The 25,823-nt window shown below is 39.7% G+C and carries 25 protein-coding genes; 8 read left to right on the top strand and 17 right to left on the bottom strand.

Annotated elements, in window-relative coordinates:
* Position 1 precedes the first annotated feature (1 nt).
* From CPRO_RS05790 to aroF, 11 genes are all read right to left on the bottom strand, one after another.
* Positions 2-559, bottom strand: a complete 558-nt coding sequence (locus CPRO_RS05790) for an FtsB family cell division protein (RefSeq protein ID WP_066048965.1) — start codon at positions 557-559, stop codon at positions 2-4.
* On the bottom strand, positions 560-1,498 hold the full coding sequence (gene rsmH, locus CPRO_RS05785) for a 16S rRNA (cytosine(1402)-N(4))-methyltransferase RsmH (RefSeq protein ID WP_066053744.1): 939 nt from the start codon (positions 1,496-1,498) through the stop codon (positions 560-562).
* A gap of 174 nt (positions 1,499-1,672) precedes the next feature.
* Positions 1,673-2,104: a division/cell wall cluster transcriptional repressor MraZ gene (gene mraZ / locus CPRO_RS05780; protein WP_066048962.1), complete on the bottom strand. Its 432-nt coding sequence runs from the start codon at positions 2,102-2,104 to the stop codon at positions 1,673-1,675.
* Between the two features lie 354 nt (positions 2,105-2,458).
* A complete protein-coding gene (locus CPRO_RS05775; protein WP_066048959.1) occupies positions 2,459-3,646 on the bottom strand; it encodes a pyridoxal phosphate-dependent aminotransferase in 1,188 nt (395 codons plus the stop codon).
* Positions 3,643-4,095 (bottom strand): type II 3-dehydroquinate dehydratase, encoded by a 453-nt coding sequence (aroQ, locus tag CPRO_RS05770; RefSeq protein WP_066048956.1) that lies wholly within the window; start codon positions 4,093-4,095, stop codon positions 3,643-3,645. The genes CPRO_RS05775 and aroQ overlap by 4 nt, the downstream gene beginning before the upstream one ends.
* Positions 4,096-4,106: 11 nt before the next feature.
* A complete protein-coding gene (locus CPRO_RS05765) occupies positions 4,107-5,246 on the bottom strand; it encodes a bifunctional chorismate mutase/prephenate dehydratase (RefSeq protein ID WP_066048953.1) in 1,140 nt (379 codons plus the stop codon).
* A gap of 154 nt (positions 5,247-5,400) precedes the next feature.
* Positions 5,401-6,492 carry a chorismate synthase gene (aroC, locus tag CPRO_RS05760; protein WP_066048950.1) on the bottom strand — a complete coding sequence of 364 codons (1,092 nt, stop codon included), beginning with the start codon at positions 6,490-6,492 and terminating at the stop codon, positions 5,401-5,403.
* Complete coding sequence (gene aroA, locus CPRO_RS05755) at positions 6,482-7,747, bottom strand: 3-phosphoshikimate 1-carboxyvinyltransferase (RefSeq protein WP_066048949.1); 1,266 nt, start codon at positions 7,745-7,747, stop codon at positions 6,482-6,484. Before aroA ends, aroC begins: the two co-directional genes overlap by 11 nt.
* A gap of 5 nt (positions 7,748-7,752) precedes the next feature.
* The gene (gene aroB / locus CPRO_RS05750; RefSeq protein ID WP_066048946.1) at positions 7,753-8,814 is read right to left on the bottom strand and encodes a 3-dehydroquinate synthase; all 1,062 of its coding nucleotides are present in this window, start codon (positions 8,812-8,814) and stop codon (positions 7,753-7,755) included.
* Positions 8,815-8,826: 12 nt separating this feature from the next.
* Positions 8,827-9,675, bottom strand: a complete 849-nt coding sequence (locus tag CPRO_RS05745) for a prephenate dehydrogenase (protein WP_066048942.1) — start codon at positions 9,673-9,675, stop codon at positions 8,827-8,829.
* A gap of 85 nt (positions 9,676-9,760) precedes the next feature.
* Complete coding sequence (gene aroF / locus CPRO_RS05740) at positions 9,761-10,774, bottom strand: 3-deoxy-7-phosphoheptulonate synthase (protein WP_066048940.1); 1,014 nt, start codon at positions 10,772-10,774, stop codon at positions 9,761-9,763.
* 829 nt (positions 10,775-11,603) lie between these two features.
* Here aroF and CPRO_RS05735 point away from each other — a divergent pair.
* Positions 11,604-11,927 (top strand): DUF3892 domain-containing protein, encoded by a 324-nt coding sequence (locus CPRO_RS05735; protein WP_066048937.1) that lies wholly within the window; start codon positions 11,604-11,606, stop codon positions 11,925-11,927.
* Positions 11,928-12,097: 170 nt separating this feature from the next.
* Here CPRO_RS05735 and CPRO_RS05730 read toward each other — a convergent pair whose 3' ends face one another.
* A complete protein-coding gene (locus CPRO_RS05730; RefSeq protein ID WP_066048934.1) occupies positions 12,098-12,883 on the bottom strand; it encodes a TrmH family RNA methyltransferase in 786 nt (261 codons plus the stop codon).
* Between the two features lie 195 nt (positions 12,884-13,078).
* Between CPRO_RS05730 and CPRO_RS05725 the strand changes: the two genes are divergently transcribed.
* Both CPRO_RS05725 and CPRO_RS05720 read left to right on the top strand, forming a co-directional pair.
* Positions 13,079-13,717: a lactate utilization protein gene (locus CPRO_RS05725; protein WP_082754241.1), complete on the top strand. Its 639-nt coding sequence runs from the start codon at positions 13,079-13,081 to the stop codon at positions 13,715-13,717.
* A gap of 108 nt (positions 13,718-13,825) precedes the next feature.
* Positions 13,826-14,269: a YaiI/YqxD family protein gene (locus CPRO_RS05720; protein ID WP_066048930.1), complete on the top strand. Its 444-nt coding sequence runs from the start codon at positions 13,826-13,828 to the stop codon at positions 14,267-14,269.
* Between the two features lie 189 nt (positions 14,270-14,458).
* Here the strand turns inward: CPRO_RS05720 and CPRO_RS05715 are convergent, their stop codons facing one another.
* The 3 genes from CPRO_RS05715 to fumC all read right to left on the bottom strand — a co-directional run bounded on the left by CPRO_RS05715 (position 14,459) and on the right by fumC (position 20,265).
* A complete protein-coding gene (locus tag CPRO_RS05715) occupies positions 14,459-15,634 on the bottom strand; it encodes an NAD(P)-dependent malic enzyme (RefSeq protein WP_066048927.1) in 1,176 nt (391 codons plus the stop codon).
* Between the two features lie 227 nt (positions 15,635-15,861).
* Positions 15,862-18,312, bottom strand: a complete 2,451-nt coding sequence (locus tag CPRO_RS05710; protein WP_066048923.1) for an S-layer homology domain-containing protein — start codon at positions 18,310-18,312, stop codon at positions 15,862-15,864.
* Between the two features lie 588 nt (positions 18,313-18,900).
* Entirely contained in the window at positions 18,901-20,265 is a 1,365-nt protein-coding gene (fumC, locus tag CPRO_RS05705) for a class II fumarate hydratase (RefSeq protein ID WP_066048920.1), read from the bottom strand.
* A gap of 160 nt (positions 20,266-20,425) precedes the next feature.
* Between fumC and CPRO_RS05700 the strand changes: the two genes are divergently transcribed.
* The 5 genes from CPRO_RS05700 to CPRO_RS05680 all read left to right on the top strand — a co-directional run bounded on the left by CPRO_RS05700 (position 20,426) and on the right by CPRO_RS05680 (position 22,522).
* Positions 20,426-20,719: a thiamine-binding protein gene (locus CPRO_RS05700; protein WP_066048917.1), complete on the top strand. Its 294-nt coding sequence runs from the start codon at positions 20,426-20,428 to the stop codon at positions 20,717-20,719.
* A 13-nt stretch (positions 20,720-20,732) separates the two neighbouring features.
* Entirely contained in the window at positions 20,733-21,365 is a 633-nt protein-coding gene (locus CPRO_RS05695; protein WP_066048914.1) for an HAD family hydrolase, read from the top strand.
* Positions 21,366-21,602: 237 nt separating this feature from the next.
* Positions 21,603-21,818 (top strand): helix-turn-helix domain-containing protein, encoded by a 216-nt coding sequence (locus tag CPRO_RS05690; RefSeq protein WP_066048911.1) that lies wholly within the window; start codon positions 21,603-21,605, stop codon positions 21,816-21,818.
* Between the two features lie 60 nt (positions 21,819-21,878).
* Positions 21,879-22,220, top strand: a complete 342-nt coding sequence (locus CPRO_RS05685) for a GIY-YIG nuclease family protein (RefSeq protein ID WP_066048909.1) — start codon at positions 21,879-21,881, stop codon at positions 22,218-22,220.
* Positions 22,221-22,222: 2 nt separating this feature from the next.
* Positions 22,223-22,522 (top strand): DUF2087 domain-containing protein, encoded by a 300-nt coding sequence (locus tag CPRO_RS05680; protein ID WP_066048906.1) that lies wholly within the window; start codon positions 22,223-22,225, stop codon positions 22,520-22,522.
* Positions 22,523-22,853: 331 nt separating this feature from the next.
* Here CPRO_RS05680 and lpdA read toward each other — a convergent pair whose 3' ends face one another.
* A complete protein-coding gene (lpdA, locus tag CPRO_RS05675) occupies positions 22,854-24,260 on the bottom strand; it encodes a dihydrolipoyl dehydrogenase (RefSeq protein ID WP_066048904.1) in 1,407 nt (468 codons plus the stop codon).
* 111 nt (positions 24,261-24,371) lie between these two features.
* Complete coding sequence (gcvPB, locus tag CPRO_RS05670) at positions 24,372-25,820, bottom strand: aminomethyl-transferring glycine dehydrogenase subunit GcvPB (RefSeq protein ID WP_066048901.1); 1,449 nt, start codon at positions 25,818-25,820, stop codon at positions 24,372-24,374.
* Positions 25,821-25,823: the final 3 nt, after the last annotated feature.

The raw sequence follows: 25,823 nt of genomic DNA, 5'->3' as shown, positions 1-25,823 counted from the left end.
ATCAATCCTTTTTCAATCGACTTTTAAATTTTAAAAAACCAGAATTATTATCTTCATTTGTTGTGTCCGCCGCATATTGCACAGTATAACTCTGCTTGGGTACATCTATGTATATGATTTGGTAAGGCTGTGGTTCAGCCATACCTAGGCGTGTTGTAGCCTGCTCCTTAATATAGCCCAAGTCAATCTGCTCCGTTAGCTCAGCCTCTAAAATGGCGTTACTTGCTTTCAATTCAGCTAGTTGATTTTTTTCCTTCCGAAGCTCTACTCTCTCATTGGCAACTCTAACGTTCATCCCCATGAAAACAATGCTACCAGCAAAAAGAAGAATCATAATTATAATAAGCTTAAACGCAGTAATCCTACTTTCTCTGTTTTCTGCCTTTTGGGCTTTTTCCTCTGCAATACGATTTTTTTCATCTTCTTCGTCTGTATAATAAGGGGTATATTCCGGCTGCACGTCGTATGCGACGTTGCCGTAGGCATAGTAGGAAGAACCTTTAAAATTATTTCTATTTTTGTCATATTTCTTCGCTGCCATGCCCAATACCCCTTTCATTTAATTTTCTACTCCCTCCAATACGCGAAGCTTCGCGCTTCTGGCACGGGGATTCATCTCCAACTCTTCCTCACCAGATACAATGGGTTTTCTTGTGATTACCTTACCCATTCGCTTTTTTCCACACATACAAATAGGAAATTGAGGGGGGCAAATACAAGGATTTTCTTGCTTTCGAAATGCCTCTTTTACAATTCTGTCTTCCAGAGAATGAAAGGTAATAATACAAAGCCTTCCACCGGGATTCAGTCTATTTGCCACAGCATCAATGGCTTGCTGCAAGACATCCAACTCACCATTTACCTCAATGCGAATTGCCTGAAAGGTTCTCTTGGCAGGATGAGGGCCATCCTTTCTGGCACCCTTTGGCACTGCCTTTTTAATCACCTCAACCAATTCACCTGTTGTTTCGATGGGCTTATTTTGCCTTTCCTGTATGATGAACTGAGCAATTCTTCTTGCCCAACGTTCTTCACCATAGTTGAAAATTACACGATTTAGCTCGTCCTCATTATATTCATTAATGAGGGTATACGCCGAAAATGAATTGGTGGTATCCATTCTCATATCCAATGGTGCATCCTGCTGATAAGAAAAGCCTCTCTCCGCTTCATCCAACTGATGAGAAGAAACCCCTATGTCCAAAAGCATTCCATCAATTTTTTCAATACCCAATCCATCCAAAATACTGCCAATATTACCAAAATTATTGTGCACAAAGTTAATTTTATCTAAATGATCCTTTAATCTTTCCTTTGCCGCCTTATGGGCATTCAAATCCTGATCAATACAAATCAGTCTACCTGTTGTCAGTTTTTTTGCAATTTCTAAGGAATGACCGCCACCACCCATTGTTCCATCTACATAAACCCCATCAGGCTTAATCTTTAAATTTTCGATGCACTCCCATAGAAGTACGGAAACATGATGAAATTCCAAAATGGTCACCGTGGACAGCGCAATCTCGCCATCCCTATCCTTTCTGATTTACGTTAATTTTGAGTAATTCTCTTCCGTTATATATTTTTATCAAAGCAGTCAAATCTTCAATTTCAGTGAGAATTCGAAAACCACAATAAGCATTTTCATTGAAGGCCTGTCCCGCCGCCATAATTAAATTCCCAAATTCTCCATTTCAAAAGCCAATTCATTGCTGATGAAATTTTCTTCGTTGTTATATTCAGCCCAATCATCCTTATTCCAGATTTCCACACGATTGTTTACGCCAATAGAAACAACGTCCTTTTTTAATCCTGCGTATTCTCTGAGATTTGCAGGCAAATTTATTCTTCCCTGATTATCTAAATCACATTCGATAGCGCCTGAAAAGAAAAAACGGACAAATTTTCTTGCGCCACTGCTGGTTAAGGGTAGCTGTTTTAATTTTTCTTCAAAAATTGCCCATTCACTTTTTGGATAAGCAAACAAACAATTATCCAAACCTTTGGTTACCACAAAATGTTCGCCTAAGCCATCTCGAAATTTCGACGGCACAATTAAGCGCCCTTTAGAATCAATTGAATGCTGAAATTCGCCAAGAAACATTTTGTAGTCACCACCCTTCACCCTCTAAGGGAAATATAGGGCATTTCAAACCATTTTCGCCCACTTTCCACCACTATTAACCACATTGTAATATATTTAACGGAAATAGGCAAGCCCCATAGTACAAAAAAATTCTGCGTTTTTCAGAAAAAAACCTTGATAATTCAATGTTTATACTCATATAAGAGAATATTTCAACGAGATACGACAATTTATTCCCCAACCACTATCCCTCCACCGTTAGTTTTTAAAGAATTCGGTTTTCTTCCAATTCAAAATTCCTCTCCACTTTCCTCCCATAAATGAAAAACAGGTATTGCATATGCAATACCTGTTTTTCGTTTATTTATATTCTTATTTTTTATACGCCTTTGCCAGCTTTTCAAAGGAAGGAAGGGCTCTCTCGATGACAGCTCTTGCCACACAATAGGCAATTCTGACATAACCTTTACAACCAAAACCTCTACCTGGTGTCATCAGAATACCGTATTCCTTGGCTTTATTTACAAAAGCAACATCATCTTCTTCCAGCGCCTTTACAAAGAGGTAAAATGCGCCTTGTGGTTTTGCACATTCAAAACCGTAGCTGATTAAGGCATTGTATAGAATTTCCCTGTTTTTATCATAAAAAGCAATGTCCGACTTTTCATCACAGCATCTTGCCACCACCAATTGCTGTAATGCAGGGGCATTGACAAACCCCAGCACACGGTTAGCTACCCCTGTGCCGTAAACCACATCCTCAAAATCTTCCACAGTAGAAGGGATGGTTAAATAACCAATTCTATCGCCCGGCAAGGAAAGGGATTTTGAGAAGGAGTAGGCAACAATTGTATTACCATAAATCTTTGGTATGTAAGGCACTGTCACACCATCAAAAACCAATTCCCTGTATGGCTCATCAGAAATCAAATAAATCGTAGTTCCAAATTCTTTCCCCTTCTTGTTTAAAACCTCTGCAACCTTTTTCAGGGTTTCTTCATCATAAACCACACCTGTGGGGTTATTGGGGTTGTTAATGATAATTGCCTTTGTTTTGGAGCTAATCGCTTCCTCCAATTTGTTGGCATCAGGTAAGAAAGAAGGAATATTGGGGGCAATGGAAATCAATCGTCCACCTGCATTGGCAACATATACATCGTATTCTGAAAAATAAGGGGCAAAGGTCAAAACTTCGTCCCCTTGATCCAAGAGAACTTTTAAAATAACATTCAAGCCTCCAGCCGCACCTGTGGTCATAACAATATTTTTTCCTGTATATTCTTCACCAAAACGACGATTTAGGCTTTCCGCAATGGCCTGACGTACCGAAGGTATGCCTGCACCGTCAGTATAGCTATGTAGCGTCAAAGAATCCATATTCTCTAGCAATTCAATTGCTGTTTCATTGACCGAAATGGGAGCCTTCACGTTGGGGTTGCCAATGCCAAAATCAAAAACATTTTCATCCCCCAATAGTTTACGCAATCGTGGGCCTTCCGTAAATAGTGCACTAATTGCGGCGCTCTTATCTACCAATTCCTTCATATTTTTTGAAATCATCGCTTCTTCCCCTCCCCATTACTTCTTTCCAGTAAAAACAGCATGGCTTCTTTATATCCCAAAAAGCCTTTGCCCATAATCGTTTTGACACAAGCCTTTCCCGCATAGGAAATCTGACGAAAATCTTCTCTCTGGCTCACATCAGAAATATGCACCTCTACTGCAGGCAGATTCACCGCCTTCAACGCATCCAAAATGGCAACGCTGGTATGGGTATAGGCAGCGGGATTTATCACAATCCCCTCTGTTTTATCGAAGTAAGCCTGCTGTATGCGGTCAACCAAAGCACCCTCATGATTGGATTGTACTATTTCCACCTCAATACCTTCTTCATTGGCTGTTTCTTCAATGAAACGCACCAAGTCCTCATAGGTTTCATTTCCATAAATTCCTTTTTCACGAATCCCGAGCATATTCAAGTTTGGTCCGTTCAGTACGAGAATCTTCATACCATCGCCCCTTACATTTCTGAATAGCATCCTAAGAAGGATAATTGTTCTGCGGATAATTCCATATCCTTCAGTAGTGTCAATACATAAGGAGAGAATACGGAACCCTCGATGTCAAAATAGAAGCGAAATTCAAAATCTTTCCCTGGGATAGGACGGCTTTCCAGCTTGGAAAGATTCAAACCTTGGCATGCAACCTTCCCAATCATTTCATGAAGAGAGCCCGGTCTATGTTCTACAGAAAGCATTAAGCTTATTTTGTTTGCTCCGGCATAAATCTCCATATTCTTTGCGATACAAATAAAGCGAGTATAGTTATTGGCATTATTCTGAACATCCTCTTTCAGAATATCTAAGCCATAGAGCTTTGCGCATTCAGGTGAAGAAAGTGCCGCTATATCTGTACGGTCACATTCCGCAACATATTTTGCCGCTGTAGCTGTATTTTCGAACACAGTAACTTTTACATTAGGTAAGGATTTCAAAAATTCACTGCATTGCTGCAAAGCTTGCTCATGAGAGATGATTTCTTTGATGTCGGAAAGCTTAATGCCTTTTTTCGTTACAAGGGCATGATTGATATGCAGTTTTAAACTTTTTACCACATAAAATTTATGACGAACCATCAAATCATACACTTCTGTTACTGAACCGGCAGAGCTGTTTTCAATTGGCAAAACGCCATATTGGCAAAGCCCCATTTCTACAGCATTGAACACACTTTCAAAACTATTGAAAAACATGGTATTGGGCATAGAAAAAAGCTTTCCGCATGCTCGCTCTGCATAAGAACCCTCCACTCCCTGGCAGGCAACAATTGCTTTTCTGGGGAATTCCAGCTTGGGTTCTTGAAAGTTTGCAATAATTTCTTGAGACAGAGGTGTTTCTTTTGTTAAGAGGCCTGCCTGATAGCTTCTGCTGACTTCAAACATGGTATGATACAGGGTTTTAATATATAATTCAAATTCTTCTCCCGCTTGATCCATCACCCGTTGCAGCACCTGGTTTTCTCTTTTTTGATCTAAAACTGGTAAATTTTTTTCTGCCTTTGCCTCTGCAATTTTCGCTGATGTCTGCATTCGTTCTACAAACAGCTTGGCAATTTCATCATCAATTTCATTTACTCTCAATCTTAAAGCCTCTAAATCCATCTTTCGTTCCTCCTTAAATATAGCATTTCCTCAATGGTCGCTATTCCTAATTTAAATGTGCTGCGGAAGTTTCTCTGACATATACCAAAACGTATTTTGTTCTAATAATATAATAATTCAGATGATTCAAAAGAACATATAATGTTGTAAAATTCTATTTTCTATTTTCCTCATATAAATCCAGTAAAGCAATAGCCATGGCCGCCTCCACGCAAGGTACCGCTCTGGGAACAATACAAGGATCATGCCTCCCTACAACCTTTAATGAGGCATCTTTTCCTTCCTTGAGACTAATCGTTGACTGCTCTTTGCTGATAGATGGGGTAGGCTTAAATGCGGTTCGAACGACCAATGGCATTCCACTGGAGATTCCTCCCAAACTACCACCATGATGATTGGTTTTCGTCTTAATTTCACCAGTTTCATCTATATAATAGAAGCTATCATTGTTTTCCGAGCCAAGAAGCTCTGCCGCACCAAAGCCTTCACCAAACTCTACACCCTTTACTGCCGGAATGGCAAATAGGATAGAAGATAGCTTACTTTCCAAACCATCAAACATAGGCTCGCCAATACCCACCGGTAGTCCAATGGCAGCACTCTCAATCACACCGCCAACAGAGTCCCCTTGCTCTCTAGCCTTTTGAATGATTTCCTGCATTTTTTCTGCCACACCATCATCTATTGTGGGAAAAGCTTTTTCATTAATTTGTACCAACTCATCTTTTGTAATATCAACAGGATTGAAGCTTTCATCTTTCCCTTCATGAATGGAAAGGATATGTGCTCCAATGGCAATACCTCTACGCTCTAATATTTGTAAGCATACCGCCCCGGCAAAGCAAAGAGGTGCTGTCAATCTCCCTGAAAAATGACCGCCACCACGGTGGTCTTGAAAACCTTGATATTTCATTTCTGCGGTAAAATCCGCATGACCGGGTCTTGGCAAGTCTTTCAGTTGGTCATAATCTTTAGATTTTGTATTTGTATTCTCAATCATTGCACAAATTGGTGCGCCGCAAGTTCTGCCTTGAAACAAACCCGAAACCACCTGAACCTGATCCCCCTCTTTTCTGGGGGTAGAATAAGCATTTTTACCGGGGGCTCTGCGGTCTAAAAACCGCTGTGCCTTCTCTAAGTCTATTTCTTCTCCGGCAGGCAACCCATCGATCACCACACCGATGGCATCAGAATGGGACTGTCCAAAAATGCTGATTTTCACCTTATGTCCATAGTTAGAAGACATCCGCCGCACCCCCTAGTCGTGTAAACTCTGCAAAGAACGTGGGATAAGATTTGGAAACAGCTTCCGCCCTTTCTATCACCGCCTCCACGCCCATTGCTGCCGCCGCAATTGCAAGAGACATAACAATGCGATGATCATCGTAGGAATCTAAAACCACTTCCCCCTCAGGATGCACGCTGCCCCCCTCAATCTTAATAGACTCCGGCTGTTGCGATACACGCACTCCAAGCTTTTGCAAGCCTTCTGCCATCGCCTTCAGACGGTCACTTTCCTTCATTCGCAGTCTACCCGCATTATAAATAATCGTTGTTCCCTCTGCTAATGCTGCTGCTACACAAAGGGCAGGAACTAAATCGGGAATCTGGGCGGCATCAATGGTAATTCCCTTTAAATTGCCTCCACAAACCATAACTTCATTTTCGCCCCAAGTAACCTTTGCACCAAACTGCTCCATTAGATCAACAATCTCTTTGTCTCCCTGACAGGAATTCTTCCGTAAGCCAGTACAAGTGATCTCTCCACCGATGCCCCCCGCAACAACCCAAAATGCAGCACCTGACCAATCACCCTCTGCGGAAACTTCAAGGGGTGAGCGATAAGTTTGTCCCCCTTTTATTTTGAAACCCCAATCTTTCTCTTCTATTTCAATTTGAAAGAGTCTCAAGGTATCTAAGGTCATATCAACATAACCTCTGGATTCCATTTTTGTGGTTAGTCGTATTTCGCTGTCTTCCTCTAAAAGAGGTAGTGCAAACAAAAGGCCTGTTATGAACTGAGAGCTAATATTCCCCGGTAGTGTGTAAACGCCTCCGCTAATTTGCCCCGCCATCACCAGCGGTAAATTATTTTCCTTTACCAAAGAGCCATGAGCTCTAAGCTCCTCCAATAATACATCAATGGGTCTTTCAGGCAGCCTTCCTTGTCCCTCTAGAATTGCATGCTTCCCCAATGCAGCCACAATGGGTAGCAAAAAACGAAGGGTGGAGCCACTTTCCACACAGTCCAACACAATATCATCTGCTTGCCCATCCCAAAGGGGGGTAATCTGGATGCCGTCATTGTCCCGTATCACCTCGCATCCCAATGTCTCAAGACAACTTTTTGTAGCCTCTATATCATTCGACCAGCCCTCTAAGAAAATTTTAGTGGGTTTATCTGCCAAAGCCCCACCTATCAGCAAACGATGGGCGTCGGATTTGGAAGAAATCACTTTTATATTTCCCTTTAGAATGCTTTTTCCGATTTTAATATTCAATCACTTCACCTACTTTTCATGGCCTCCGCCACTAATTGCTCTACTTCCTCAACAGGAATTTTTTCAATACGGCATTGTCCGATTTTTTCGGGGAATACAAAGCTGATCGCTCCACCCCTTCTTTTTTTGTCCATCAACGTTCCCTGTGCAATCTGCTGGGCAGAAAATTCGGTTTTCACAGGCAACCCATTTTTCGTTAATGCCTTGCGAATGCGTTCTGCCAAACCACTTTCTGCCAAACCTCTTACTTCTGCGGCATTGGCAATTAGGTATAGCCCTATGGCAACCCCATGCCCATGGGAAATGGAAAAGTCGCTTAGTTTTTCTATGGAATGTCCTAAGGTATGCCCCAAGTTCAACAACTGACGTTCTCCATTGTCAAACTCGTCCCGCATTACAATATCTCTTTTCATAGACACACAAATTTCAATGATTTCTTCCAAGTCATGGGTAAAATCTAATGACGCAACCCTATTAAATAAATCTTCATTTCCTATAATTCCATACTTCAAGGTCTCAGCAATGCCATCAGCAAAAACTTCCTCGGGCAGAGTTTGCAGAACATTTGTATCACAAAGAACCAACTTCGGCTGATAAAATGCGCCTGCCATATTTTTGCCCGCCTTTAAATCAATGGCAGTTTTCCCTCCTACAGAGGAATCTACTGCCGCCAAAAAAGTTGTGGGGATTTGCACAAAATCAATTCCTCTTTGGTAAACAGCGGCGGCAAAGCCTGCCATATCCCCTACCACACCGCCGCCCAAAGCAACGACAATATCTTGTCTAGTCATTTCATTCTCTGCCAGAAACTCTAAGATATCACTTAAGGTGCCGATATGTTTTGAACCTTCTCCCCTTGGGAACACAAATTTGCAAAAATCAAACCCTGCATTTGTTAATGAATGTGCAACGGTGGCAGAAAATAAGCAATCCACTTTATCATCTGTTATCATTGCCACCTTGCAAGGAGAAATGCGGCTTGCAATTTCTTTGCCAACTTGTGTTAAGAGACCTTTTCCAATTAATATATCGTACTGGGTAGATGTATTTACCTCGACTTTTTTCATATGGGCAACCCCTCATTCAAATTCCTTTATATCGTCTACTGCTAGGCGTTTTTCCTTACCCTCTTTTAGAATTGCCTTTAATTTGTCCCCGTCTTTTTCTCGTATTGCCTTGCTGTAAACCTGCAAACGTTTAATCAAACCATCAATTTCATCTGCGAGGAAATCGCTGTTGTCTAAAAACAATTCCGTCCACATGGTTTCATTGAGCTTTGCCACACGGGTCATATCATGAAAGCTTCCTGCTGAAAACCCTTTAAACTTAGGGGACAATTCGCTTTTGATGTATGCGCTGGAAACAACGTGAGCCAATTGAGAGGTATATGCAATCATTTGGTCATGTTCTGCATCGGTGGCAACTTGCATTTTTGCAAAACCAAGGCTTTTAAAAAAGAAACTTAACTCATTCATAGGTGCAATATCCGTTCCTGTATAAGGTGTTAAAATCATTGTTGCACCTTCAAATAAGTCAGGGGTTGAATAAGTAAAGCCACTACGCTCAATCCCTGCCATGGGGTGGGCACCGCAGAAAATAAATCCATTTTGTGCTGCAACCTCCTGCAATGGTTGGCAAACACTGCGCTTAATGCCTGCACAATCAACAACCATTGCCCCCTTTTTAAACTGGGAGGCGAATTTCTTCACATAATCCACCGTTGCTCCCGGATATAAAGCGATTAGAACCAAATCACAGTTGGAAGGGTTTCCTTCCTCCAAAATATCATGTACCGCTTCTGCCAGCTTTGCGCTGAAACGGACGTTTTCCGAGCCATCCCAGCCAAACACAGTATGATCCGTTTTTTGTTTGATTGCCTTTGCCATAGAACCCCCAATGAGCCCCATACCAATTACTCCTATATTCATAAACTCACCTTAATCTCCTTTCTTTCAGAACAGCCACTCCCAACTTTTCAGTAAATATGCTTACCTACTATTCACTTGCATCAAATTAATCATCAAATCTGCAAGCGAAGGGTCTAATCTGAAATACAGCCTTTGCCACATCATCAAATGCTTCCGGTGTCAATGATTGTGCTCCATCGCATAAAGCATGAGGAGGGTCGTTATGCACCTCAATCATCAATCCATCGGCTCCCGCAGCGGTTGCCGCCAAAGCCATGGGCTTCACCATGTAGGAGTATCCTAACGCATGGCTGGGATCAATCACTACAGGCAGATGGGTTAATTTTTTCAACACTGGAATAATGGATAAATCCAATGTATTCCTGGTTCTTGTTTCAAAGGTACGGATACCTCTTTCGCAAAGAATTACATTTTCATTGCCGCCAGCCATAATATATTCAGCGCTCATCAACAGCTCGTCAATGGTATTTGCTAAGCCTCTTTTTAATAAGATTACCTTTTTTGTCTTGCCAAGCTCTTTCAAAAGCTCAAAGTTCTGCATATTTCTTGCCCCAACCTGCACAACATCAACGGGATCAAATAAGGGAAGGTGGGTAATATTCATAATTTCAGAAACGATAGGAAGCCCTGTCATTTTTTTTGCCTCAAGCAAAAGGTCAATGCCCTCACCCAACAAGCCTTGGAAAGCATAAGGGGAAGTACGGGGTTTGAAGGCACCCCCACGCAAGAAGCCAGCGCCGGATTTCTTTACACACTCCGCAACAAAGCAAACCTGTTCTCTTGATTCTACCGAGCAGGGACCAGCAATAATCTGAAATTCTCCACCACCAATTTTTACACCATTTACATCTACTACAAGTCTTCCGTTATGGAATTTTTTATTTGCATTTTTAAAAGGTTCTTGAATTCTCTGAACATTTTCAACAATATCCAAAGAACGCACCAAATCCATATCCACACCGGAAGTATCTCCAACCAAACCAACAATGGTATGATTTACTCCAACAGACATATGGGTATCAATGCCCATGCTTTTTAACCATGCCTTTAAGTTATCAATTTGTTCCGGCTTTGTTCCGTTTTTCAACACTACGATCATATCTTTATCCTCCTTTATTTTGTCCCTTAGTTTTCTAATTTTGAAAGATGTTCACTAGAAACAGAATCTATACTTACATATTTTGGGTTTTCCAGTATAAAAAGAAAGACTCCGCAGCGAATTTCACTGCGAAGTCTATTTAGCCTTCATTCTAGAAAAAACCATCAAAACCAACCGTCTTTTCTCACAGTAAAATTCACTTTGAATCTCTGAAAACACGGTAAAAGTAAAAGTATGTAGTTGCAGCAAAATTGATCTGATTCATATTCGCAACCTCTTTCACAATTAATTTTATTTGGTTATTTTTAAACATACTACCACAAAGACATTTGTATGTAAACCCTATTTTTTAGAAAATTGTGAATATTGCCCTGAAATATTCAAATTCTTTTTAAAAAACCTGATTCAAACTATATAACCTGACTATTTAAAATAGATGTCACATTTTATCCATAAAAAAAGTAGCCTAATACGCTTCTGCCTTTTTTAGATCATTACATTCGCAAGCTCCTCCAACCCTATAGTCGGAGGAATTTACGAATGCTCATTCTAAGTTTTTAATAAAGTATAGAATTATCCCCATTTCTTATCTCTATTCAAGTCTAAAATATCACAAATCGTGATTTTTAATTATTTGTAATTATTTGTAACTTAATCTTAGATTATAGGTACATTTTCTTTTTTATTCATTCTAAATTCTACTGAATCATCGCAATATGATTAAAAAAACATATAAACTCAAAAATAAAATTAAAAGAATTTACACCTACACATCTTTTCTATATTTTTTAGATTTATGGATAAGATAATAAAAAAAGGAGGTGTGGTTATGAATCAGACCCTTGAGAAAAATGAGTTATCAGAAGCATTGGCAAAAAACACACTAGATGATATTCCTACTCCAAAACCAAATGCCAAAAAAATTACAGGCCTAATAAAGCAAAGTGGAAAAATTAAAGGCTATCGTCTATCTGATGACACAATGATTGATAAGAATGAAGCAATAGAAATGGCCAGACAAGGAGAAATAGCCGGAGTTGGCATTGCTCATCGAAAGGATACGGAATACTTAAAATCTATCCCCGATGGAACTGAAGACAATAACTTGTCTAATCTGCCAACAGTATCCGCAGAAGAAATGAGTAATGAGTAACAGATAAATTTCTAAACTAAGTGAAGTATTTTTACAAAAAAGAAGATCACAGTCCACCCTTTCCTTACGCAATCTACGAAAGGGTACGCTCAAATTATCTGGGTGCCGCTTTGCCGACACCCTTTCAAATTATTTACTTTTACCCCAGAATTTTAATGGCTGATGCATTCCTATCTCAACCGCTGACGCACTACTTCATACAGCAAAATCCCTGCAGCAATTGAAGCATTTAAGGACTCTGCCTGCCCCGGCATGGGTATTTTTACCCATTGATCACAAAGATTTGCTGCATCTTGGGAAAGACCTCTTGCTTCATTTCCAATTAAAAATGCACAACTTTTTTGCAACGATAAATGATAGGGGAGGCATTCGCCCTTTAAATGAGCAGCATATAGTGAAATCCCTCTATTTTTCAATTCTGACGAAATATCATCTAATGCAATATTTTGGAACACAGGTACATGAAATATGGAACCCATTGTTGCCCGTAAAACCTTTGGATTGTATACATCCACACTACCTTTTGAAAGAAAAATGCCGTCTACACCGCTTGCGTCTGCTGTGCGTATTACAGTACCAAGGTTGCCCGGATCATTGAGTTCTTCCGCCAAAAGAAAAAAGGAGTCTTCTTTTAACCAGATTTTTTCCCTGTCTTCTTTCTGTTTTTTGCAGACAGCCAATACCCCTTGGGGATTTTCTGTATCTGATAATAGGGAAAACAGTTCCTCAGAAAGGATATAGGTTGCTGCTCTATTTTCAAAAAGCTCTACCCCGTTTTCTTCTGCAAATGCCTCTGTCATCAGGAACAGTTCCACTGGCCAATCCAGAGGAATTTCAGAAATAAAACGAAGCCCTTCGGCAACGAATACCCCTTCTTTATCACGATTCTTTCTTAGATTCAGACCTTTTACCCGCTTGAATATTTTATTTTGATGGCTCTCTATTTTTATCGCCATATTTATCCCTCGTTTCTCAAATTCTCTCCCTATCATAATACAAAACATATTCTTATTGCAACATAAAGAATCTCCACGGAAAACTTAATACCTTTTTCTCAACAAGGAAAAATAAAACTTGATTTCTATATTGGTTTTAGCAAAATTATGTTAGAATGAAGTTATAAAATTTTTACTATGAAAGGAGATTTATCCATGAGTACACCGATTGAAATGAGAACTGAAATATTAGGCAAAACTGTAGTTTCAAAATTAGAAGGCAGACATTTTGAGGCTTACTACTGTCCTACTGCAAAAGAAGCTTTGGAAAAAGCAGTATCATTGGTACCTGAAAAAAGCTCTGTTTCTTGGGGAGGCTCCATGACCATCCGTAACATGGGTCTTACAAAGGCTTTCCATAATGGAGATTTTGAAGTTATCGATAGAGATTTGGCAAAATCCCCTGAGGAAACTGCAAATTTACATCGTCAAGGACTTTTGGCTGATTATTTTATTACCAGCACCAACGCACTATCCCAAGATGGTATTTTGGTAAACATCGATGGTACAGGAAACCGCATTGCTGCCATGTCTTTTGGTCCAAAAAATGTTATCATCATTTGCGGTATCAATAAAGTGGCTCCTAATCTTGATGCGGCAGTTTCCCGAGCAAGAAACGTTGCGGCACCAACCAATGCCTTTCGTTTTATGGGAAAAACCCCTTGCGTTACCACAGGAAGCTGCCATAATTGCACCTCCACAGATTCTATCTGCAGCCAAGTTCTGATTACAAGATTATGCAGACCCGCAAAAAGAATTAAGGTTATTGTGGTTGGAGAAGAAATGGGATATTGATTTTTCCCCTGTATGGCAAAGAAAACGCAGGCCTTCTGTCCATAATAAATAAACGCCCACGAAATACATTGAAACATGCATTTCAGCCTGTGGCAAAAGGAGAATAAAATGAAAGTTCTTGTCGATGCAGATGCCTGCCCAGTGAAAGAAATTATCGTTGAAATAGCAACGAAAAATAATGTAGAGGTTTATATGGTTACCGATGCCTCTCATATTTTATTTTACCCTGAAACCAACGTACATGTTGTTACTGTTGACCAAGGGGCGGATAGTGCTGATTTAGCCATTGCCAACCGTACAGAAAAAGGCGATATTTGTGTCACTGCCGATTATGGCCTTGCTACTTTGATTTTAGGAAAAAAAGCTACTGCAATCCATCCAAATGGCTTTTTTTATACCGCTGAAAATATTGAGCGTATGCTTTTTGAGCGTCACCTTTCCCGAGAAATGCGGCGGCAAAAAAAGGGGAAAAGTGGGCACATTCATAAACGGACAAAAGAAGATGATATGACCTTTCTTTCGGTTTTTGAGAAAGCATTCACGTCAAAATAGGCAATACATCTATAAATCAAAAAGGTCTGGCTTCTTAAATAAAAAGCCCGACCTTTTTTTCATTACAAGAACAACCCGTCTCATGCTATTTGTCTGAGAAAAAGGATATTGCAGTAAAAATTCTGTAAAGCCGGAAAATATGCTGGCTCAGAATTTTGCAAATCCATTGTTCTGCGTTTATTAATGAATTTATGGCTTCACACGAGCAATGCCCTCTTCGATTGCCACATCGGCTACAGCTTTTGCCACTGCATCCGCTACAGACTTATCTAAAGCAGATGGAATAATATTTTCTTCATGCAACTCATGATCAGGAATCATAGCAGCAATGGCATATGCCGCTCTTTGCTTCATCCCCTCTGTAATCTCCTTAGCACGAACCGCTAAAGCTCCCTTGAAAATCCCAGGGAAAATCAACACGTTATTAATCTGATTCGGAAAATCAGAACGGCCTGTACCAACCACAGCCGCACCTGCCGCCAATGCCTCATCAGGCATAATCTCGGGGATAGGATTTGCCATGGCGAAAACAATACCCTTGTTCATGGACGCCACCATTTCCCCGGTTACCATTTTGGGACGGGAAACACCAACAAAAGCATCTGCACCTCTCATAGCATCGGCTAAATCCCCCTTTTCCTTGTGGATGTTGCTAATATGAGAGATTTCCTCCTGCCCAGCATTTAAGCCTTCATCACCCTCACAAATGATGCCGTTAATATCACACATCACAATATTGCCAAAACCCATGGCAATGAGAAGCTTCCCGATGGCAATGCCAGCCGCCCCCGCACCATTGATGACAATTTTCATTTCACCCATTTTTTTGCCAACCACTTTCATGGCGTTTATCATAGCCGCCGCAACCACAATGGCCGTTCCATGCTGGTCATCATGAAATATGGGGATATCGCAAATTTCTTTGAGCTTCCGTTCGATTTCAAAGCAACGAGGCGCAGAAATATCTTCTAAATTAATGCCACCAAAGCTTTTGGAAATCAAATAAATGGTGTTCACGATGGTATCCACATCTTTGGAATCAATGCAAAGAGGAAAGGCATCCACACCGCCAAACTCCTTAAATAGCACGCATTTCCCTTCCATAACGGGCATTCCCGCCGCAGGGCCAATGTCCCCTAATCCAAGAACTGCCGTGCCGTCTGTCACCACAGCAACCAAATTGGAACGGCGTGTCAGCCGAAAGGACTCCTCATAGTTTTTCTCAATCACCCGACAAGGCTCCGCAACGCCGGGGGTATAAAGCAAGGATAAATCCTCCCTGGTTGTAATTTCTTTTCTGGAAACCACTTCTATTTTACCTTGCATTTCATAATGCAGTTTTAATGCTTGTTCTTCGATGCTCATGGATAAGATCTCCTTTATATTTCATGCTAGTTTTATAAGTATAACTCTGGGATTTACTTCATCTTTTTGAATTATACAGTGATTTTAGTGCATGGTCAATAAGCCATGGCGAAACAAGCTTGAATGATAATCATTTTTCTGGGACAAGAGAAAAGCCCTCGTACCGGAGAGGTATGAGGGCTTTTGGGTTACTTATAATTGACGTTATTACAAAATAATCTGATTACTTATGCTGCAATTACTACTGTGATATTTCTATTGGCTGCATCTGTCTTTGTATTTGCTGGTGTTGTTTTGTTTGTTACTACAAATTTACCAGTCCATGCTTTTGTTCCTGCATCGTAAGCTGAGCCTGATGCAATGGTTACCGTGTAGTTTGCGGAATCAACTGCTGCATTTGCTAATACCAACATTGCTGCTTCAATACTTGCTTTATCATTCGTTGTTCCGTTTGGTACTGTTGTTACTACTGCATCGGTTACCTTAGCAAGCTCTGATGTTGCCCCTGCTGCTGGGTCTGCTGCAATTACTACTGTGATATTTCTATTGGCTGCATCTGTCTTTGTATTTGCTGGTGTTGTTTTGTTTGTTACTACAAATTTACCAGTCCATGCTTTTGTTCCTGCATCGTAAGCTGAGCCTGATGCAATGGTTACCGTGTAGTTTGCGGAATCAACTGCTGCATTTGCTAATACCAACATTGCTGCTTCAATACTAGCTTTATCATTCGTTGTTCCGTTTGGTACTGTTGTTACTACTGCATCGGTTACCTTAGCAAGCTCTGATGTTGCCCCTGCTGCTGGGTCTGCCACCACATCGGTTACAGCAACACTTGCATAGTTAGCTGACACTGCTTCGCCTGTTATATTCTTTGCTACAACAATAATATGCGCTGCATATGTTGTATTTGCAGGTATCACTAATTGATTTGTTCCTACTCCTACTTCGCCTAATTTAGCTCCCTTAGTTATTCCATCTGTTGATGCATAAACTACATAACCTGTTACATTGGAAACATTTGTTGGTGCTGTCCATGTTACTGTTCCGCCCATTTGAGCAGCATCGGTGTCTGTATCTGTAAATGCCAATGCTGTTACTTTTACACTCGGCACTACCGCTGTACCGATTGCTGCTGTCGCTACACTGGTTTGAGTACCCTTATAGTTGCCTGAAGCTGAAAAAACAACTCTTAAATACTTACCTGCATCGCCAGTAGCAATTGTATATGTGCTTGCTGTCGCACCAGTAATATTTGTGTATGTTCCGTTTACTGTATCGCATCTTTGCCACTGATATGTGCCGGTAGCTGCTGCTGGTGTTGGTGTTGCAGTTAGTTTTGCGCCAACTACAGCAGTACCAGTGATCCCAATCGCACTTACACTCGTTTTGCTAGAAGAGGAAGAACTACTGCTGGATTCATTTGTTCTACTAGGTTTGTCTACACCCTTGGCTGTTTCAGTTTTATTAATTGTCATAGCAGAGGTATATGTAATCCCATCAACATTTGCCTCTAATGTGGAAATTTTACCACTACCACTTAGCGCTACTTTTCCATCTGCAGTAAGAGTCGAAACTTTTCCGTTACTGCTTATCTCTAATTCTGTTCCAGCTGCATCTTTCTCGACAATTACTTGAGCAATGTCCCTGGTAATATAAAGATTTGCTTTACCTTCCACATATAGCTTATCTGCTGAAACACCAATTGTTGTTTTATCAGAAATTGCCGACGTAATACTAATTTTCTTCACTTCTCCAGAGAAATTGCTGGTAGTCATGCTGCATGCTTTTTTAATTTCTACATTTGGAAGCTTTGTTTTTCCGGAAACTTCGAGGTGAACATTCTTCTTGTCCATAACTGTCTTACCTTCAACAACTGTGTTGTCTAAATAAACGGAGTTTTCCCCACCACCTTGAATAATCAAATCACCTTTGATTTCAACATTACTTAAAGTAACCTTACCTTTACCAACTTTGTCGGAAATGGTTAAATTTCCTTCAATTGTTTGATCTTTCAGCTTTGTTCCGCTTTCATCAATCACAACATCTTTTTCTGTTTTCTTGGTTTCTTCCTCTACAGGTTTTACACCCATAATTCTATTTAAGGTAGAAACAGCTTCTGCTCTGGTTAAAACAGCATTTGGTCTGAATGTTCCATCAGGATAGCCGCTCATATAACCTTTTTCAACAATTCCGCCTACTGCACCCTGTGCCCAAGCAGGAATACTGGATGCGTCTTTAAAGGATGCCAGTGAACCTCCAGATGCACCAAGGGCTTTTGCGATAAAAACTGCTGCTTGTGCTCTGGTTATGATTTCATTGGGTTTAAAAGTACCATCGGGATAACCCGCAGTATACTGTTCTCCCATTGCAATTGCTACGTCATTATAAAACCAATCTCTGCTGGAAACATCGGAAAAAGATACATTTCCTTTATGATTCAAGCCCAATGCTTGGTTCATAATGCGAGCAAATTCAGCTCTTGTTGCTGGCTTATCGGGCTTAAAGGTACCATCTTGGTAGCCACCAATCAAACCTTTATCCTGCCATTGTGTAATTGTTCTCTCAGCCCAATGACCACGAATGTCATTTGAAGCAGCGAAGGCGCTTACTGGCGCAATCGCCAAAGCCGCAGCTAACGCCATAGATAAAGCCTTTTTGTTTTGTACTAAACGTTTCACGTTATGTATTCCCCCTTTTCACTACGTTACTCTAAAATGTATGAATCAAACGCTTCAGATTTTCTAATCACACCCCCGATTCCTTTCATTTCACAGGGCATTTCAGCTCTTAATAACTTACCCATGATATCATTATAGCATTATTGGGTAAATATTACATGGTTTGAATTGGAAAATATTGTATAGAGAATAATAGTAATAATATGCACTTTCCACTATATTTTTATTTCTGTATACACTATTTTTAATCAAATTTGTTACAATTTCACAATTAACTCAGATTCAGAAATAACAATATTTGTAAACTAGAATCAATAGTTACATTTTAATTTCGCAAAATAAACTATTTTAATTTAGATTAAAAGGCAATTTAATTGAAATTTTTGAGGAAAAATTAGATTTTTCGCTGTGTAATTTAAATTTTAAATTTCATCAAAAAAAACCCTTCAGACCCTGTAAAATAATTTTACATCAGTTTGAAGGATTATATTTTAAAAATTACTTAAATTAAAGGAACTTTTTCTTAAATTTTTATTCTCAACCAGTAAAAAGAGCATTTTTGGCTATTGCAGTTCCGTTATCCAATGATTAAACCATGCTTTCAGGACGGAAAACCTCATCGAATTTTTCTTTTGTTAAAAATCCTAGTTCAACACAAGCCTCTCTTAAAGAGATATTTTCGATATAAGCTTTCTTCGCTGTCTTTGCTGCATTTTCATATCCTATATAAGGGTTTAAACAAGTAACCAACATCAGGGAGCGGTGCAGATTTTCATGCATCTTTTCTTTATTCGCCTGAATGCCTGAAACACAATGGACACGGAAGGATTCCAAGCCATCTGCCAAAAGGCGAACAGACTGCAAAAAATTATAAATACATACAGGCATATAAACATTCAGCTCAAAATTTCCTTGGGATGCACAAATACCAACGGCTGTATCATTGGCCATTACCTGAACTGCTACCATAGTAAGAGCCTCACATTGAGTTGGATTTACCTTACCAGGCATAATAGAACTTCCCGGCTCGTTTTCAGGAATAAGGATTTCTCCCAAACCGCAACGAGGGCCGCTAGAAAGCCAGCGCACATCATTGGCAATTTTCATTAAATTTGCAGCCAAAGCCTTTAGTGCCCCATGGGCAAAAACCAACTCATCCTTTGCAGTTAAAGCATGAAATTTATTTTCTGCAGTAACAAAATGTGTATCTGTCAAATTGGATACTTCTTCTGCTGCAACCTCCGCAAAACCTTTTGGCGCATTCAATCCTGTACCTACCGCTGTGCCGCCTAATGCAAGCTCCTGCACCCCTGAAAGGCTAGTTTCAATCATCGCCTTTGTTTTTTCCAGCATATTCCGCCAACCGCTGATTTCTTGAGAAAAGCTAATGGGTGTGGCATCCTGCAAATGGGTTCTCCCTGTTTTTACAATTCCCATATTTTCTTTTTCCAAGCGTTTCAGCTCAAAAATCATCCGCTCTAAGGCAGGAAGAAGCTGTTTTTTCGTTTCCAAAGCTGCCGCAATATGCATGGCTGTGGGAAATGTATCATTTGAACTTTGAGACATATTCACATGGTCATTGGGATGCAAAAGTTTTTCTCCGACAATCTCATTCCCACGATTGGCAATCACTTCATTGACATTCATATTAGACTGTGTACCACTACCTGTTTGCCACACAGCCAAAGGAAATTGATCATCATGCTTCCCTGCCAGAATTTCATCACAAACCTGACCAATCAAAACACATTTTTTATCATCCAGCTTACCTAAACGGTTGTTGGCTTGGGCAACTGCTTTTTTCAGAATTGCAAAGGCATAGATAATTTCCATCGGGATTTTTTCGGTGCTGATTTTAAAATTTTCAAAGCTCCTTTGGGTTTGAGCACCCCAGTACACCCCCACCGGAACCTTTACTTCACCCATAGAGTCTTTTTCAATACGGTATTCCATGACAAATCTCCTTATATGTTTAATTTTTCATCTAGATTGTTCTAGAATAGATTATAGCAAAAACTTACTTAAAAATATATTGGTTCATGAGAAAAAGTCTGGAACAATTCTTGAGTTTTTATATAAAAAATGGTACACTGCTCAAAAAGGAGGAATGAAAATGTATACAACCAGCATTGCCATTCAGGTATTGCCCGATATTACAGAAATGGATAAAATCTGCGCTATTGTGGATCATGTTATTGAATACATCGATTCCACAGGCTGCAATTATATGGTTGGCCCATTTGAAACCACTATAGAAGGTGACTTTGAGACTTTGATGTCTATTATAAAGCGCTGTCAGGAAATACCTGTGGAACTTGGTGCCCCATCCACCAAGTCATATGTGAAAATTTTTCATAACCCAAACGGCGTTTTGACCATTGCTGAAAAAACGGATAAATTCAAATAACAAAGGAGAAATTATGAAAAGTATTATTTTTGACCTTGACGGCACTTTAATTGATTCTATGCCAGTTTGGAAAGACACAGGGCGTAACTTCTTATTAAAGCATGGTTTTTCTGTGCCTGAAAATTTACATAGTGTTGTGAAAGCTCAAACAATCGGCCAAACGGCGGATTATTTTCGCTCTAATTTAGGAGTAACCCACAGCCAAGAAGAAATCATTCATGAAATTATTCATTATGTAGAAGATGCCTATAAGAATACAATTCCACTAAAACCTTACGCCAGAGACTTTCTAGATAGAGAATTGGAAAATGGCACTAAAATGTGCGTCTTAACTGCATCAGAAGCAAGTTATATTCATCCTGCTTTAGAGCGCCTGGATCTTTTAAAATATTTTCAGTTTATTTTAACATGCAGTGAAACCGGGCACTTTAAAAGCGAGCCTGATGTCTTTCGTATTGCCATGGAAAAGCTGGGTGGCTCTTTGGAAAACACCATTGTTTTTGAAGATGCCCTTTATGCAGTGCAGGGTGCAAAAAAAGGGGGATTTACCGTTTATGCCATCGCTGATCATGTCACAGAGGCAGATAGCAGAGAAATACGTTCTCATGCTGATAAATACATAAAAAGTTATAAAGAATTATTATAATATATTGATTGACTTAAAATAGAAACCTATCACGATTTATGTGGTAGGTTTTTATATTGAATACCCATTTTATTTCTGCCATTACTCACCTATTCCATTTTCTTGACGAATGTTTCTCATTCTTTCTAAAATTACTCCTTTTAAACTCAATTTTTTATTTATTGTTCCAGGACTCTACGGAGCGTTTATTTAAAAATAAGTTATAAAGGATTACAATGGCTTTATGGAGGGGAAATCATGCAAAACAAACAAATTGGCTCTATCATTCGTAAGGCACGCTTGGAACAGAAAATGACGCAAAAACAACTTGCCGACAAAATAGAAATCAGCGATAAAGCAATCTCAAAATGGGAGTGCGGATTCGGTAAGCCAGATATCTGCTTCATTCTAAAGCTTTCAAATATTTTAGACATTGATGTTCGTGAGTTATTAAAGTTATATGAAAAGTCATGATATCTCTTTTCTATGTAATATTGACAGATTAATTATAAGGTTATAAGGATGGTGAAACAAATGGATAAGCTTTCAAAAAAAGCTTTGAAGGAGCAATATAAGAACAGAGTACTCGTCGGAGGAGTATACCGCATTCAGTGTAATGCAAATGATGCATTTTGGGTTCGAGCAGCAATAGATTTACAAGGCTCGAAGAACCGCTTTCAATTTTCTTTATCAATGGATTCAAGTCCCGAACCTTGTATGGCAGAAGCATGGAATCAATTTGGGAAATCCTCTTTCTCCTATGAAATCTTAGAGGAGCTGCAAAAAAAAGAACTTCAAACAGAAGGTGAATTTGCGGAGGATATCAATATTTTGTTAGAAATATGGACTGATAAATTATCGGAAGGAGGACTATAAATTTGGAACAAAAAAATATAATCAACAGGTTTCTTGATGAATCCGGAAAAATCAAACAATTGCCAGAGAAGAAAACCTATAGAATTGAAGTTCTAAGCTATTTGGCAGAAAAATTTGAAGCCAATCGCAATTATACCGAAAAAGAGGTAAACTGCATTTGCGATGAATGGCACACTTTTTCCGATTATTTCATTCTAAGACGAGAGCTTGTTGATAACGGGTTATTATGCCGGGAACCAAGTGGTTCTCGTTATTGGAAACCATTGCATGCAGATTTAACAGACTGTAAAAAAACTTTATGAAAAAAAGAAATGAATATAGAGAGTGACAAGTTTGTATAAACTGAACAACTGATATTAAATATATAAGGGGAGTTGCTAAAGGACAGAGCCGAATTTTGGTTCTGTCCTTACCTATATTGCATGTCCTTACATACTCACCAATATTTTTTTCGTCATCCTTTGTTATCTTCCAATAAAAAATAACTACTTCAATCATTCCTATTTCTACATAATAAAAGAAGAGTGGCAAGAAATTGTGAATCAGTTCCTCGACACTCTTTTTATTTCATTTGAAAATATTATTTTGAAAAACCTCCTATGAAGTTCATACAACCTGCCGTTTCAAACCACCTTAAATTTTTCTTTTTGGCATAACATGAATTCCTTGACCTTCTATCTCCTCCAATGCTTCCGTTATGGCCTCATTATAAGTTGGATGTGGTCTAACTGTCTTAAGCATATCATCTACTGTCAGCCTATTGGTAATTGCCATTGCAAACTCGCCAACCATATCCGTTGCTCTTGCACACATAAGTTGTGCACCCAAAATGATTCCACTTTTGCTATGGCTAATCACTTTTATAAACCCTCTCTCATCTTTAGATATAAGGGTTTTTCCATTTCCACTCATAATAAATTTTCCCACTTTTACTGGGATTTCCTTTTTCTTTGCCTCCTCCTCCGTAATGCCTACCGAGGCTATTTCGGGGTTGGTATAAATACAACTGGGAATAACTCTTAACTCTTCCGTTGAATTGCCACCACCCAGCCTATGGGCAATCTGAATCCCCTGAGCAATTGCATTGTGTGCCAGTTGTATATCGCTAGATAAATCACCAATTGCATATACACCTTTTATGCTTGTTTCAAAGCCATCATTAACAGCGACCTTTTTACCTGCCATTTCAATTGTTATACCTTCACCGAATAGCCCATGGGTATTTGGCTCACGTCCTACAGCAAAGAGCACATACTGAGCTGAGACTTTCTTTTTTTCTCCATCCTCATCAAAGGAGCATAATAAGCCCTCCTTGTTTTTTTCAATATTTTTTATAAGAGAGGATGTAAATATTTCAACACCCTGTTTTTTCAGCATCATTTTTAAACTCTGGGCAATTTCCTTATCAAAATTGGAAATCAGTCTTGGCGCCGCCTCAATCAAAGTTATCTTTGTATGCAAAGAACTAAATACTTTAGCCATTTCTACGCCAATAACACCACCACCCACAATAACTAAGCTTTGGGGAACTTCCTCAAGAAGAAACAAATCCTCGCTGTTTAATACTCCATCAAGTTGACTTCCTTCTACCGGAATTTTTGATGGAACAGCGCCGGTGGCCAATATAATGCTTTTGGCTCTGTAGGTATCAACTGTTTCGTCATGAGTTACAGTGACTGTTTTATCCTTCTCAAGTCTAGCTTTTCCCGTTATCAGCGCCACACCGTTGGCTTTCAGAAGGCTTAAAATTCCTTCTCGAAGTTTTAAACAGGTATCCTCTTTGTATTCCATAATTTTTGAATACTCAAAAGATACATTCTCTGCAAAAACCCCAAATCGTTCAGCCTCTTTGATTTCTTTGTATAAGCTGGCAGCATGAAGCATGGCTTTAGTGGGGATACATCCTCGATTCAAGCAAGTTCCGCCCACTTCCCTATATTCAATAATGGCAGTACTAAGACCAAGCTTTGCAGCTTTGATTGCGGCAACATAGCCACCGGGGCCTGCTCCAATCACGATTAAATCAAAAGTTTTATCCATATACATTCAACCCCTTTTTATCCTTAATCCATCTCGATTAGCCCTTTCTTACTTTTATGTGAGCTAAAAATTCAAGGTCCGTTTGAAAGCCCACTTTGTTATAAGGTGTGCTTAAATAGCACCTTCCTCATTAGGCCATTGATACTTAAGTATAGGATTTCTTGCGGCCTCAACCTCATTCAACCTTGCAATGGGAGTTGAAAACGGTGCCGTATGAAATATTTCTGGAGTTGTATGGGCTTCCTCATATAAATCTCTCAGAATTTGAATCAAATTATCCATGGTTTCCTTTGATTCCGTTTCTGTGGGTTCAAACATCAATGCTTCATGAACAATCAGAGGGAAATACATGGTGGGCGGGTGAATTCCTTTGTCAATCATCCCCTTTGCAATATCCAACGCAGACACCCCTGTTTCTTTTTTTAGCTTTTCTAAGCTTAAAACAAATTCATGCATACAGGCTTTATCATAGGCAGGGGTGAACAAATCCTTTAATTTATAAAGCATATAATTAGCGTTCAGCACTGCATTTTCACTGGCTTGTAAAATACCTTCTTTTCCCAGTGTCATAAGATAAGCAAGGGCTCTCACCACCACCAAAAAATTGCCAAAAAAGCTTTTCATTTCCCCTATAGAGCTTTCTGCTTTTACAAAACAGAATTTACCGTCTTTTTCTTCACTCCGCACTGACGGCAGAAATTCTGAAAGAAATTCCTTGCAACCAACAGGGCCACTTCCGGGGCCACCGCCACCATGAGGTGTAGAAAAAGTCTTATGTAAATTTACATGAATCACATCAAACCCCATATCACCGGGTCTTGCAATCCCCATAATCGCATTTAGGTTTGCCCCGTCATAATAATTGATTCCTCCGCAGCTATGTATGATATTGGTAATCTCCAAGATATTCTTATCAAACAAACCCAGTGTATTGGGATTTGTCAGCATAAGCCCTGCGGTATCACTTCCCACAGCTTCTTTCAGTTTTTCAATATCTACACCCCCATCTTGATTAGATGGAACCGTTATCGTCTCAAAGCCTGCCATTGTTGCACTCGCCGGATTTGTTCCATGGGCAGAATCGGGAACAATAATCTTGGTTCTTTTTGTATCCCCAAGTTTTTGGTGATACGCCTTTATCATCAAAAGTCCCGTTAACTCTCCATGGGCACCTGCCCCTGGCTGCATGGTAAAGTGAGTCATCCCAGTTATTTCGCAGAGATATTTCTCCAGCAAATTCATCACTTCAAGACAGCCTTGTACCGTATCCTCCGTCTGCAATGGATGAATTTCAGTAAATCCACTGAGACCTGCCATTGCCTCATTTATTTTAGGGTTATACTTCATGGTACATGAGCCCAATGGATAAGCACCATGATTTACGCCATATGCTTTCTCCCCAAGCTCACTATAATGCCTGTTTAAATCAGTCTCTGCTATTTCAGGCAGCTTCAAAGGTATCTTTCTTTGAAATTGTGAGGAGGGTAATACTTCCGGCACATCACATAAGGGCAAAAAACTTGTTCCTCGACCTTCTCTACTTTTTTCAAAAACCAACATTTC

This window comes from Anaerotignum propionicum DSM 1682, assembly GCF_001561955.1.
GTDB lineage: Bacteria > Bacillota > Clostridia > Lachnospirales > Anaerotignaceae > Chakrabartyella > Chakrabartyella propionicum.
This window is presented reverse-complemented; position numbering and strand designations above follow the sequence as displayed.

Coding starts and splice junctions, on each gene's coding strand:
- fumC (WP_066048920.1), bottom strand. CDS start 20,265: ATGGAATACCGTATTGAAAAAGACTCTATGGGTGAAGTAAAGGTTCCG.
- aroB (WP_066048946.1), bottom strand. CDS start 8,814: ATGAAAAAAGTCGAGGTAAATACATCTACCCAGTACGATATATTAATT.
- mraZ (WP_066048962.1), bottom strand. CDS start 2,104: ATGTTTCTTGGCGAATTTCAGCATTCAATTGATTCTAAAGGGCGCTTA.
- CPRO_RS05730 (WP_066048934.1), bottom strand. CDS start 12,883: ATGGCGATAAAAATAGAGAGCCATCAAAATAAAATATTCAAGCGGGTA.
- CPRO_RS05685 (WP_066048909.1), top strand. CDS start 21,879: ATGGATAAGCTTTCAAAAAAAGCTTTGAAGGAGCAATATAAGAACAGA.
- CPRO_RS05790 (WP_066048965.1), bottom strand. CDS start 559: ATGAAAGGGGTATTGGGCATGGCAGCGAAGAAATATGACAAAAATAGA.
- CPRO_RS05725 (WP_082754241.1), top strand. CDS start 13,079: ATGAGTACACCGATTGAAATGAGAACTGAAATATTAGGCAAAACTGTA.
- CPRO_RS05695 (WP_066048914.1), top strand. CDS start 20,733: ATGAAAAGTATTATTTTTGACCTTGACGGCACTTTAATTGATTCTATG.
- CPRO_RS05715 (WP_066048927.1), bottom strand. CDS start 15,634: ATGAGCATCGAAGAACAAGCATTAAAACTGCATTATGAAATGCAAGGT.
- aroQ (WP_066048956.1), bottom strand. CDS start 4,095: ATGAAGATTCTCGTACTGAACGGACCAAACTTGAATATGCTCGGGATT.
- CPRO_RS05745 (WP_066048942.1), bottom strand. CDS start 9,675: ATGAATATAGGAGTAATTGGTATGGGGCTCATTGGGGGTTCTATGGCA.
- lpdA (WP_066048904.1), bottom strand. CDS start 24,260: ATGGATAAAACTTTTGATTTAATCGTGATTGGAGCAGGCCCCGGTGGC.
- aroF (WP_066048940.1), bottom strand. CDS start 10,774: ATGATCGTAGTGTTGAAAAACGGAACAAAGCCGGAACAAATTGATAAC.
- CPRO_RS05775 (WP_066048959.1), bottom strand. CDS start 3,646: ATGATTTCAAAAAATATGAAGGAATTGGTAGATAAGAGCGCCGCAATT.
- CPRO_RS05690 (WP_066048911.1), top strand. CDS start 21,603: ATGCAAAACAAACAAATTGGCTCTATCATTCGTAAGGCACGCTTGGAA.
- aroC (WP_066048950.1), bottom strand. CDS start 6,492: ATGTCTTCTAACTATGGACATAAGGTGAAAATCAGCATTTTTGGACAG.
- CPRO_RS05720 (WP_066048930.1), top strand. CDS start 13,826: ATGAAAGTTCTTGTCGATGCAGATGCCTGCCCAGTGAAAGAAATTATC.
- CPRO_RS05735 (WP_066048937.1), top strand. CDS start 11,604: ATGAATCAGACCCTTGAGAAAAATGAGTTATCAGAAGCATTGGCAAAA.
- CPRO_RS05765 (WP_066048953.1), bottom strand. CDS start 5,246: ATGGATTTAGAGGCTTTAAGATTGAGAGTAAATGAAATTGATGATGAA.
- CPRO_RS05700 (WP_066048917.1), top strand. CDS start 20,426: ATGTATACAACCAGCATTGCCATTCAGGTATTGCCCGATATTACAGAA.
- gcvPB (WP_066048901.1), bottom strand. CDS start 25,820: ATGTTGGTTTTTGAAAAAAGTAGAGAAGGTCGAGGAACAAGTTTTTTG.